We start from the raw sequence: 12,180 nt of genomic DNA on the forward strand, positions 1-12,180 counted from the left end.
GGGTAACACCCGCATCTCAGCAGAAACAATCTGTTAAAACGAAAGTCTTCGAATTATCGAAGTTGGATTTTGGATCTGAGAAAAAAGAAGCTGCCTAGCTGTTAAGCTAGGCTGTAGAAGCCCAGTGATCAGAGTGAACCGATGTCGCTGGGTAGTTCACCGCTGATTCACATTGTTGCTCGGTAAATTTACCAATATGACAATCATTAGGTTTAACTTCTAGGTAGTTAGCCAACTGTCTGTACACATCACTCTTGCAAAACCATACTCTTTCCAAAGTACATCTAATATTTTGTGTGCCTTTTGTCTTGCGCTTCTAGTGCCGGCATTAGCCAGGGTTCCTTGAGGAAGTTATCTCCTTTGTGCACTGCAACGTATGAATCACACCCTGATTTGTAGTTTTCACAAAGATAAACTAAACCGTGATCTTTACCTTTGAATATGTGCTTTGATTCTGAAAGTGATGCTAACCCGGAACAGTATTCACATCGAACTTTGATGTCCTCTGCAGCTCTTGAGTTTCTTCCCATCACAATATCTTCCAGAAAGTGGATGAAATATATTTGCATCGATTTTTCAGCTAAGTTAGTTAAGTAATTAGCTTTATGCTTCAGCTCCCCTACAAGTGCCAGGGATAGAGCTTCATGCCGGTGATCAGAGAGCAACTTGCTTAGTTCATTTACATAGCTATACGTAGAAGCATCAACTATTCCAGACTTAGATAGTTGCTCTTGGACCAGTTTTTTTAGATGACTTGGTTTAAATAAATCACAGCTTTGCCTTGTTTTAGTGTTTGTATGTCTTCCATTAAACCCTGGTTAAACAATTGCGCTGGAATTCAAAAAAACTCAATTTTCTCTATTTTAATCTCTGCTTCAATTTTTTAACGTGAAATAATGAGTGGCATAAGGAGGTGTAAATGAACCCAAAAAAATCAATACCAGTCTCCCAATTAGCTCTTTATTACTCAGATAGAGAATTATTTAGGAAAGCTAAAGGTGGTGCATTCGATAAAAAACTGGCTAAAAGAGGCACGCGAGAGCACGCCCGGGCAGGTAAAAGTTCAAATCTAATACGCGCTGTGTTTTTAACTATTATAGGTTTCATATGTTACTTATTATTCAAATTTTTCTAGTTTTCTCTATCGTAGTGATCGTACTTATTGCAAAAGGGTATAGCGTCAAGAGAAAGCTACAAGTGCCTCTTTATTATCTATTTATTGGTGGTGATGTTGGGGGGCGAAAACCAATAAAGGTAGAAAATAAGAATCTAGTCGGTATGCCAGATGCCCTATTCTTCAATCTATTAAAGCTTAGGTTTGTTGTATGTGAGTTTAAGTCTCGAAACTATACTGGAGTAAATTTATATGAAAGAGCTCAAATTACATTGTATATGGGAATGCTGAACAAATGGTATCTACCTGCACCGCAAGGTATTGTTGCATATGGTAATGGTTTTGCTGTTCGAGTGAGGTTTAATCAATAAAACTAGAGATTATAATCGCCTGTTAGTTTATATATGCACATGTATCGCTTTCTGGTCTTTTTTCGTCATTTTACTGACAACTAACATAAACGAGTTATCTATCATGCGCTCTACTTCGCCTTGTGGAATAGAGCCATCGAGTATGACGGTGTTCCAAAGTCGTTTAATAGTTAGCAAGTATAACCCATTAATTTTCATTATAAAAACTTCATACACCTCTATGCTACCAAATTTGTATGCCTGATATTTCAATTGAATTTTAATTTATGGAGATTCATTCTCTGCCTCAACAGACTTCATATTTATAAAAGCTAACAGAAGAATTGAGTCGTTTAATCATTCATCGTACTAAATGTAAGTTTTTTACGTACATTTGCGAGACACAAGAGTGATATCAGTAATGATAGGTTTCCAATACACTTACTCTAACTTGAGAAACTGAACTAGAGACACTATGAACACAATTTTGAAATATACTTGCCCAATTGCACTTGCCTTAGCTTTAGTTGCTTGTGGTGGAAGTAATAGTACTAAGAGTGAACTTATTACAACAGCGCCAGAACCTACAGCTACTCAACCTGAAGCTGTTTATAACCTTCATCCTGATGACGTTGCGGAATATGTTGAAGAGTTTAAATATAAGTATGATCAATTGGAGCTGCAAATTGATGGAGTGCAATATGATATATCGGTTCATTCTACTGATGTAGAGGAGAAAGTTGTATATGCCAGCTATGAGAAAGGTTTTTTGTCTTTTGGCTTTGACTTTATAGAAGGAGTGCCCTTGGCTAAACTCTATGTTATAGAAACTGGGACTGAAGATCTAGGGGCTGCTCATAAGGAAGTGGACGCATATTTGGCTGGCTATGACATATCGATTGAATTTGATGATGATAATGCCATTTACACTGGAAGACTTAATAATATTACTCAACAAGACTTCAACGTTCGCCTTGTTGTTAATGATTCTGTAGTTTCAAGTGGTAGTACTACACTAGCAATAGAAGGTGCTGTAGCAACAGTAAAAGGTGAATTAGGCACAAAGACTTACATACAGATCCAAGACCTTGTAAATAATAATCCTGAAGTCACGACTCTCCTCTTGCAAAATATTAGTGGGTCTGTTGATGATGATATTAACTCACATACAGGAAGGTTGATCCGTAATGCTCAGTTAACAACAAAAGTTGAGAAAGGTTCTAGAATATATTCTGGAGGGGTAGATTTATTTGCGTCTGGTTATCAGCGTCTATATGAAAGCGGTGCTATAGTTGGCGTACATTCTTGGTGTTGTGAATCTGGGAAAACGGCTGACCAGTTGAGCGAAGATGACCCTGCTCACCAATCACAACTAACTTATTTCCGTGAAATGTTAGGTGATGAATTAGGTCCTGAGTTTTACTTCTTTACTATCAATGCAGCTCCTTTTGATAGTATTCACGAAATGTCTGATGAAGAAATGAGAAAATACTTACTCAAAGATGATTAAATAAAGTAGTTAGCGGGGATGTTATCCCCTCACTTATTTTTCGGTATGTGTTATACTCATAGTTTGTTAATCATATACAATACTTTGAGTGTTATGAACTTTTCTTCAAAAATACTCTTAATAGAAGATGATGATGAGCTTTCTCATTTACTAACAAACTATTTATCAGGGTATGGGTTTAATGTAATAGCTCTTAATTCTGGGGAGAGCGCTGTAGAAGTTATTCTTACTCATGCCCCTGATATGGTTATATTGGATTTGATGTTACCTAAAGTTGACGGTTTAACCATAGGAGTTCAGGTAAGAAAACAATTTAAGGGTATAATTTTGATGCTCACCGCAAGTGCTGACGATATGGATCAAGTTGCGGCGCTTGAAATGGGAATTGATGATTTTATTCAAAAGCCCGTTTTACCACGAGTTCTTTTGGCAAAAATAAAAAATTTACTTTCCCGAAAGGCTTTGATTCGAGAGGAAGTTCTAATTCAACCTTCTGACAAAGAGCGAACCTATGGGGCGTTATGGCTAAGCAATCAACTCAAACGGTGTAAATTAGATAATCAGTTAATTAACTTAACACCGTCTGAATTTTCATTGTTATGGCACCTTGTCGAAAACTCAGAGCAAGTAGTCAGCCGAGAAGAATTAATTAAATCTTTAAGAAACATAGACTATGATGGAGTGAATCGATCGATTGATAATAAAGTCTCTCAAATAAGAAAAAAGCTGAAAGATAATGCTTCTAGACCACAAGGGATAATTACTGTGCGTGGTAAAGGTTATATGTTTGTTCCTGATTTTTGGTAATCACACATCTAATTGATGTAGAAGCAATCTAAGTTTTCTTTGAGAACTATACTTCGCTAACTTGAAAAGTTTTTATCATGGCTAGACTATTTTTACCTTTGTATTTTGGTTTACTGTTTACATTGTATTTATTTTTTATAATGTTACATATATTAAATACTTATCTGTATGTTGATGTATACAATATTATCGATGCTGACAACTTTTCCGCAGAAGTTACCTTACTAAATGAGCTGGAAAAACACATATCAGAAGATAGAAAAGGGCTTCTCCTGCAATTAATCGCTGAACGTAACAAAGTTATTATTGAACCGATATCGAAATCAGATATTCCTCTTAACATTCGTGACAAAGTAGTATCTCAAGATGTCTGGGTTGATGATGAGTTTTATGATTATTTTAAAGTCTTCTCAAACGAACAGTATTATAGAATGTATGAAGATGAATCAAATAAGTTGATTCAATTGACACGCAAGTTAGATAACCATATTGCTCTTACTTTGGTTTTCATGGTTGCGCTGTGTTGCTTTATTTGGTTTTTTAATTTGTATCGAAAGTTGCAATTAATTGAAACGACTGTAGTCAATATCAGCAAAGGGGAACTTTCTGCGAGAGTACCTACGAAAAGCTCCCAGAGAGTGGGAAGGCTAAATTATTGTTTAAATAATATGGCTGAGAAATTAGAGCGATTATTAAGCAGTCATAGACGATTAACCCTTTCTATTGCGCATGAAGTTCGCTCTCCTTTATTTAAAATGCACTTATATATTGAACTATTAAGCAAAACAATAGATAAATCATCACAAGAGCACTTTAGTGGTTTAGAAAAGCAGATTTTCGTTATGGAAGAAATGGTCGAAGAGTTATTCCAATATGCTGAAATGGAAAGAGCGGAACTAAAATTACAACTGAAGCCAATACAAATAGAAGATTTCCTAGCATTAAATTGTGAAAAGCTTCAACAAGAGTGCAAGAGTAAAATCCACCTCAAAATTGACTCCCCATGTAATCTAATAGCAGATGACATTTTGCTATCGAGAGCAATAAAAAACTTAGTGATAAACGCCGATAAATATGGTGATGACAATATATTTATCACGGTGTCAAAAAAAAGTAGGAACATTAAGATCTGTATAGAAGATGATGGACGGGGAATTAAGAAGGAAGATTATGAAAGGGTGTTTCAGCCATATTATCGACAAGAAGAACACTCAGATAAAGCTGGGTTTGGACTTGGTTTATCTATTGTAAAAGAAATAGTTGTTCTTCATGGAGCGGATATTATATTGTCGAATAGTAGTTATGGTGGAGCTAAATTTACGCTTACATTCGAATTGGAGTAGTACTGAACACATATAATAGTCCACTTTTATTTAGCTAAAAAATAAAACTGCAATTTATAAGCGTAATGTAACAAAGTTAGGATTACTGGTTAGGGCTAAGAAAGTTAACATTGAGTAAGTTCGGTTGTTTCTATCTGACGAATAATATTCACCCCTCTCCAAGAAGAAGGATAGACTTTAAAATTTACGATGAAGATTATTATGAATGTTTCATGTGTTTAAGTCATAATATTTAAATACTATAATCTGTACTAGCTCAGACTTGATCTGACAGTTACCCGTTTTTCAATCGGTGACTGTCAGTTTAGATTTGAGCTAAATTCTTCTCAACCCAAATCGATTTCCCATCTAATAATGTTTCCAATGGCGTTCTGCCACAGCACATTTTTCCTTGATGAGTTCGGTCATTATTGTAATAAATCATCCATTCGTCCAGATCCTTTTGCAATTCCTCTAATGAACTATATAGCTTTTAACGGAATGTAACTTGATAGAATTCATTGAGTATCGTCTTGTGGAAGCGTTCGCAGATACCATTTGTTTGCGGTGACATAGCTTTAGTTTTTGTATGATCGATATCATTAATAGCGAGATATAACTGGTAATCATGATGTTCGACTTTGCCACAATATTCAGTACCTCTATCGGTCAGAATACGTAGCATTGGAAGCTCGTACTGTTCGAAGTACGGCAATACTTTGTCGTTGAGTATGTCAGCCGCAGTAATTGGCGTTTTCGTGGTGTAGAGCTTAGCGAACGCTACTTTGCTGTATGTATCAACGAAGGTTTGTTGATAGATACGCCCAACGCCTTTGAGATTACCCACGTAAAATGTATCTTGAGAGCCTAGGTAACCTGGGTGAGCCGTTTCAATTTCACCACACGCTTCGTCATCATGTTTTTTCTTTTCAAGCGCAGCTACTTGGGCGTCGGTGAGAATGATACCTTCCTTAGCCACTTTATTTTCTAGTGCCTTGAGACGCTTTTTGAAATTCTCTAAGTCATGACGTAGCCATATTGAACGAACACCGCTGCCAGAAACGAATACGCCTTGTTTTCTGAGTTCATTACTCGTTCTGTGTTGACCATGAGCTGGATAATCGACAGCGTATTTAATAACGGCTTGTTCAGTTGCTTCATCAACTCTATTTTTTAAGTTTGGCGCTCTACGACTTTTATCAATTAACGCATCAAGTCCACCGTCTTCGACGAGTTCTTGATATCGATAAAATGTATCCCGCGAAACACCCATAACTTTACAGGCTTTTGAAACATTACCTAATTCTTCAGCAAGATTAAGTAAACCCGTTTTGTGTTTAATGATTGGATTGTTAGTATGCAACATGAGAGTTACCTTTTTGTTTGTTTTGATTTAAAGATTCGACACCTTAATCAAAACGGGTAACTCTCAATTTTTTCAAATCGAAGTTTCAGATCTTGTCTGAACTAATACAGTTTAATAAATCATTGTTCAATGAAATTTGCGGTCTTCGAAAGCAGTGCTTAATTGAATTGGGCAAGTTTTAACAACTCGCTTCATCTGCAATTTATCTGTGCGTACACATACATATACGTGTACATACAGACAGAGGTGATTACCCCCTTCCCTTCTCTTTATTTGCAAGTTCTAGAGCTTCTTTAATTGAATAACCTTGAGATTTAAACTTGTCTACTAACTCCCTGTCATCTGGATCTGTTGAGTAAACTAGTTGGGTTTCTTTATCTACAAAAAGCTTAACTATTTCCCTCGATTGCCCGTATCTCACTAAGATTTCTGAGTAATGCCCCTTATCAGTATGAACGCTTTTCATTAAATCATAGTCTTGATCTGTACCATCATACGCTTTTAACTCTTTGAGTTTATCAACGGCTTCCGGTTCCTGGGCCAACATAAACTTCCATGGACTATTGTTAACTATGGCCATCCCTGCTTGGCTCTGGTAAGCATCAAGTAAGCTCTGTGTGATACAAATGCCAGCTGCACGTGTTTTCCTGAATCGACGCCAACCAGTTTCAAGGAACTCGGCTAGATAATTGATTTTACCCGGCTTGTCTTTAAGGTATTCCCAAGCTTCATCGAGAATGAAAAGTTTTCTTTGTTTGTTGCCTGATAAAAACATTGCATGTTGAGCTGCGTTGATAAGGCTCATCAGAACACATTGTGATAAGTGAGGTTGCGAGGATAGTTCATCCATCTCACAAACGATTAATCGTGATTTGAAGTTTATTGGTGGGTATTTCTTACCAAAAAAGTCTCCAAAAATTCCGCCTTCACACCATGGTTTTAGTTGGCGCCCTATCCTCTTTATTTCAACATCTTGGTGCTTTTCACACAGCTCAGAAAAGTCTGTGATTGATGAATCTTTCCCTTTAAGGTTCCAAAGTTCAGTGAGTACTGTAAGCATTTCTGTAGATTGGTAGTCACTTAAATCACCTGATTCTGACGCCATTGCTTTCAGCAAGGAATGAACCATGGCTGCTTGACCTTCTTTGCCATAAAAGTCATCAATATTTGCAAATGGATCAAGTGAAAACTTCATGCTCTCATTGAAGTCAATGAATTGAGCATTCTTATACTGGCTTGCTAAGTTTTCATATGAGCGACCTTTGTCAATAACAAACACTTGAGCGCCGTCAGTATCGCTGCCCACATCAAGCCGGCTTTTAACACCAGAGCCTAGATATGAAGTGATTAGCTTATTATTGAAAAATGACTTACCAGCTCCAGAGCGAGCGCAAATAAGTGCATTAAAGGAACCATCTGTTTCAAATATGTCTAAACCGAATATTTGCCCAAAGCGCGTGACAAACTCTAGAATTGGCCGTGAAGTGTTTCCTTTCCAACTCGCGCTATGTGGTAATAAAAATACAGCCCCTTTTGCCGTCCATTCATCAAACCGGTCTGATAATTTTATATATTCATCATCAAGCCCAAGAGGTAAAGCGTTTAAGAAAGTGCTAGGCGCCAAAATTGTTTCTATGTTGAACTTATACTCTTTGCGTTTGAAGAATGCCTGCAGCTTCCTAGTCGCAGTGAATGTTTCTTTCTTGTTCTCACCAAGGACTATCATGCTTAGGCTAATTTTACATAATCTTGAGTTTTTCAGTTCATCTTCGATTGCAAAATAATCTTGTGCCTGGTCTTTCAAGGTTGAAACCCACTCCAGCATTTTTCCTTTTGCTTGTTTTTTTAACCATTTGTTACGGCGATCAAATTCTTCATTTGCCGAATGAATACTTGGTAACTGTACGTTAAGCGTCATTAAATATGGGTTCCAAGCAACCGTTCGCTTGCCAAAACGCCAATCACCTAGCAGGTTTATAATATCACCGTAGTTCAAGTAATCGGGTGTTTGCTTGAGGGTCATGACTGAAGCAAATCCATTTGACTTCTCATCTAAAGATGAAAATTCTAGACCATATTCATCACGGTTAATTATTCCGCCCTGCTCTAATATTTGCGCACCAAGTGGGACAAGCTTGTTGATTTTTACTTTATCTCGCCAAAGCGCATTAGGTGAGTGATTGAAGAAAGTCTGCATTCTTGAAAGCCATTCTTCATCATTTAAAATTAATGGGGCTAAGCCTAACCCTTCGAATATTGAATATGTTCTATCTTTTATCTCTAGGAACTCTTTGAGCTCTTTATCGGAAGGGATAAAGTTTTTAACTGGGATTTTTACTGTGATCCAATGTTCAAAATCTCTTGGCCGGATACCTGATTTTTTATCAAGAGACTCTTTTCTTGCTTTAGAGTAATAATTAATTACTGATTCGCTCATTGCATCAGCAAGCTCACCGTCTTCACCACCAATCCGCTTCCCTCGTAGTTGCCTGTAACCATTTAGAAAGCCATCTATTCGTGGTAAAGCAGCTAGGCTTAGTTGAATTAATGTGTTGTGAGGAAACTCATCAGATAGAAAGCCTTCGTAGGCTGTTCTTATTTCGTTGTTTACCCCGTTAGTTGGTTGGCAGGCGATAACAAATCCAATGTAACCGCCTTCCATTAAGAACATTTGATATTCTTTAATGTATTCCATTACACAGTTTAATTCTGCGGCTTTATTACCTCCGAGAAGCTTTTGTTGATCTTCAATGGTGCTTCGCCAAAGGGGGCCAGCAAAATTATGCTGGGTTTCTTCGATATCTGGATTCAATATCTTTTCGATAGCTTCTTGGATTTTATTCAGCATGCTATACACCTATTTTACTTATTAGCCTCAGGCTGAGGTCTAGAAATGCTCAACGGATCGATACCTTTGGCCATAGTTTCTTTTCTTTGGCTTGTTACTTTGCTTTTCTTTATTGTTTGAAATGGTAATACTCGACTTGGGCGCATTTGAGCTTGATGGCCTGTTACCCAGCGTCTTGGTTGTAATTCAACATAAACGAAGCCTGGAATATTCAAATCTCCAGACTTATCTTCCCAAGCAGCAACATAAATACGCATTGCTTTAGCTTCTTCTAGAACAGCGAGAGGCTCTGGCGCGATATCATTTGGAACATAATTGAAAGTTCTTAAGTCATCTAACTCATCGTGTGATTGTTTCGAATATGACATTGTGTCATTGCTAGCGATACCAACAATGTTGGCTTTGTCATAATCCTGTGCGTTTTGTCTTCGCAAACTTCTTGGTTCATATACGTATGTGATGTCTTCCCCTTCACTATTAACGTAAATGACTTTTTGGTTTCCTTCTGAATTTGACTTTTTTGCACCTTCGTTTTTTGCATATTCTGCAGTCATCATGTGCTCAAGGTGGTCTTGATTGTTGGTTAACTCATAAACCTCCATCGGCCCTTTACAAAGACCAAGTTCCGGTTTACCTGCACATGAAAATTCCTCTTCACCAATAGTAAATGCTGAACACCCAGAAAATAATGAGACTATGGCTAGAATTGAGCTGATTTTAAAGATTTCTTTCATTGCAAGTTACTCCATCTCAAGCCACGCATCAAAATCGCTTGGTAGTCCATTAAAGGTTAAACCATCTTCACGAACTAAGAATGGGGTTCCTCTAGCCTCAAGCAATCCCATAACGATAGGTGCTTTTTGAACAGCTTTTGCATCGCAGTCTTCTCTCATTTCTGTTGCTAGTTTTGTCTTGTTCATAAGGTCGATGACAGCTTTAGATTTATCAACAGCGCAATTTAGGCGTTTGGACTCTAGTAAAGATTGGCTGCCCAGCATCGCTGTTAGTACAAAGTCGACATTGTACTTTTCTGGAGATTGCTGAATTTTATTGAACAGGGCGTGGCAGTATCCGCAATTAGGGTCAACGAATATTGTTGCTTGCTTGGGTATGTCTTGGTTACCAAATGATAGTGTTGCAAGCTCATCTAGTTTTACGCCCATTTTTTCAAGAGGAACACGGTGAGCATTTTTTGCTTCGCTCAACTCATCAATAGTTCGTCTAAACCATGTATCAATTAACTGGCCTTGAAAGACAAAGCGGCCATTCTTAGATACAAAATATGTTTGTCCTGATTTAGTCTTAACTAGCATTAAGTTTTCAACAGGGAGTTCTTGAATACCTTCGATATCACCTTTTTGAGAAAGAGTTTGCTTTAACTCTTTCGGATTAATTGATTTCGCCATTGAAGATACGCTTAAAAGACTTGCTGCTAATAGACCAATAGCAGTAATTTTTCTCTTTAGTGACATTGTGACTTACTCTTTAAATTGACAGATATGTCATTGTAATCATGGTTATGGAATGAAAAGGGGAGATTAATTACAGATTTTTGCTTTTTTTCATGGATTTGGATAAAGCAGAGTTTTACTAACTCGATGGTTGATATGCTTGTTTAATAAACTAATTATGGTGTATTTCTGATGTTTACAGCTCTAAATGTTTAGCATTAGGCATGTGAAAGCCCTTAGTTGGTAAAATATTGATCTTTGATAGGTTAATATCAATATTACACAATGACATGGTGTTGTCGAAATGAAACATCTTCGTAATCGTCCTCATCTAATGCATCACCTCATGAGTTAATGCGCTCATTTGTAATGAACCACTTTCCAGAACTAACGGTAAGCTTCTGTCGGCTATAGTTGCTTTATGAAGCGTGAACGATGGTAATAATAGTGAGCTTTCATTTTCACTATTAAGGAAATCATTAAGTGTTTTTTAAGTTGGAGTGACGCGACAAGTAATCGAAGAGCCTGGATGTCAACTTTACGTGATAGTCGGCAATCAGTTGTCAAATAATTTGTATGGCTTTTGGAGTAAGTCGACTTACTGTTTGCGTTACTATTAATTTAAAACTAACAGTATGATCTTCAAGTTCTGCATTGCTTCCAACAGATAATAACCAAACAATGAATGTTTGCTGGCCTTGCTGGCCTTGCTGGCCTTGCTGGTCAGCTATAAATCTATCTGCTTTTTTTAAGAACGCTCGAATTATCAGCTTATTGCCAACAGTTAATGAGTTTTTAAAAAAGGGAATTAGCAAAAAGCGTTATCTTTTTGAATACAGTCCATTTGGATAAATGACTACGAAGAACTGGCGAATTCACCCTGAATATTTTGAAGTAAACTAAAGTAACCATCAGATAATAAAGAGTTTTTTGTGCTTTTCAGGTCTGGCGAATATTTAAGGATTACTTGAGTTGATTAAATTGGATTTATATTTTTGTAGTGAATATTCTGGCGAATTCACCCTGAATAATTAAGCATAAATATATTTTAGTTGTTGTTCTATATGGTTTTTTTAGTAAAAAAATCGTGGAGAAAATTTAATGATTATTTCATTCAATGCCGTTCTATATTTTATGTGGTAAGAGTGGAATTAGTAGCAAAATTTAAGTTGAAGTGAGTGTTTTTAATAATTTGGCCTTTAGAAACAAAGTTACAGCTAGGTCATAGTATTCTAGTTTGGTTCATTGAGGTAATGATTTTAATGTTTATCTAAACTCACCGAGAAAACCCCGTGATCAGAACAAAGTGATGTCGCGGGGATGAATAGGTGTCACCCCTGCTCTTGGATATATTTTCGTATAGTCTCTGCGCTTGCATTCCCTACAGAACACACAAAGTACCCATCAGACCA

The 12,180-nt window shown here is 36.9% G+C and carries 10 protein-coding genes and 2 pseudogenes; 4 read left to right on the plus strand and 8 right to left on the minus strand.

Features of this window, described 5'->3' with window-relative positions:
• Positions 1 to 106 precede the first annotated feature (106 nt).
• Both BIZ38_RS21070 and BIZ38_RS22060 read right to left on the minus strand, forming a co-directional pair.
• Positions 107 to 247 (minus strand): hypothetical protein, encoded by a 141-nt coding sequence (locus BIZ38_RS21070; RefSeq protein ID WP_187491221.1) that lies wholly within the window; start codon positions 245 to 247, stop codon positions 107 to 109.
• Between the two features lie 37 nt (positions 248 to 284).
• A complete protein-coding gene (locus BIZ38_RS22060; protein WP_410446023.1) occupies positions 285 to 569 on the minus strand; it encodes a zinc-finger-containing protein in 285 nt (94 codons plus the stop codon).
• Positions 570 to 1,107: 538 nt separating this feature from the next.
• On the opposite strand from BIZ38_RS22060, the gene BIZ38_RS21080 reads away from it, so the two are divergent.
• Entirely contained in the window at positions 1,108 to 1,485 is a 378-nt protein-coding gene (locus BIZ38_RS21080) for a hypothetical protein (protein ID WP_187491223.1), read from the plus strand.
• Positions 1,486 to 1,512: 27 nt separating this feature from the next.
• Here the strand turns inward: BIZ38_RS21080 and BIZ38_RS21085 are convergent.
• A pseudogene (locus BIZ38_RS21085) lies at positions 1,513 to 1,653 on the minus strand (MmcQ/YjbR family DNA-binding protein); the annotation flags it as partial.
• A 286-nt stretch (positions 1,654 to 1,939) separates the two neighbouring features.
• Here BIZ38_RS21085 and BIZ38_RS21090 point away from each other — a divergent pair.
• The 3 genes from BIZ38_RS21090 to BIZ38_RS21100 all read left to right on the plus strand — a co-directional run bounded on the left by BIZ38_RS21090 (position 1,940) and on the right by BIZ38_RS21100 (position 5,124).
• Positions 1,940 to 2,974 (plus strand): hypothetical protein, encoded by a 1,035-nt coding sequence (locus BIZ38_RS21090; protein ID WP_187491225.1) that lies wholly within the window; start codon positions 1,940 to 1,942, stop codon positions 2,972 to 2,974.
• Positions 2,975 to 3,067: 93 nt separating this feature from the next.
• Complete coding sequence (locus tag BIZ38_RS21095) at positions 3,068 to 3,781, plus strand: response regulator transcription factor (RefSeq protein ID WP_187491226.1); 714 nt, start codon at positions 3,068 to 3,070, stop codon at positions 3,779 to 3,781.
• 77 nt (positions 3,782 to 3,858) lie between these two features.
• Entirely contained in the window at positions 3,859 to 5,124 is a 1,266-nt protein-coding gene (locus tag BIZ38_RS21100; RefSeq protein WP_187491227.1) for an ATP-binding protein, read from the plus strand.
• A 304-nt stretch (positions 5,125 to 5,428) separates the two neighbouring features.
• On the opposite strand, the pseudogene BIZ38_RS21105 reads toward BIZ38_RS21100, so the two are convergent.
• From BIZ38_RS21105 to BIZ38_RS22065, 5 genes and pseudogenes are all read right to left on the minus strand, one after another.
• Positions 5,429 to 6,469, minus strand: a pseudogene (locus BIZ38_RS21105) (IS481 family transposase).
• Positions 6,470 to 6,719: 250 nt separating this feature from the next.
• Positions 6,720 to 9,317 (minus strand): TraC family protein, encoded by a 2,598-nt coding sequence (locus BIZ38_RS21110; RefSeq protein WP_187491228.1) that lies wholly within the window; start codon positions 9,315 to 9,317, stop codon positions 6,720 to 6,722.
• A gap of 14 nt (positions 9,318 to 9,331) precedes the next feature.
• Positions 9,332 to 10,051 (minus strand): TraV family lipoprotein, encoded by a 720-nt coding sequence (locus BIZ38_RS21115; RefSeq protein ID WP_187491229.1) that lies wholly within the window; start codon positions 10,049 to 10,051, stop codon positions 9,332 to 9,334.
• Positions 10,052 to 10,057: 6 nt separating this feature from the next.
• A complete protein-coding gene (locus BIZ38_RS21120; protein ID WP_187491230.1) occupies positions 10,058 to 10,789 on the minus strand; it encodes a DsbC family protein in 732 nt (243 codons plus the stop codon).
• Positions 10,790 to 12,099: 1,310 nt separating this feature from the next.
• A partial coding sequence (locus tag BIZ38_RS22065; protein ID WP_187490986.1) for a transposase occupies positions 12,100 to 12,180 on the minus strand: 81 nt, incomplete at its 5' end.

The organism is Pseudoalteromonas sp. BZK2 (assembly GCF_014349195.1).
In the GTDB taxonomy this organism is placed as follows: Bacteria; Pseudomonadota; Gammaproteobacteria; order Enterobacterales; family Alteromonadaceae; genus Pseudoalteromonas; species Pseudoalteromonas simplex.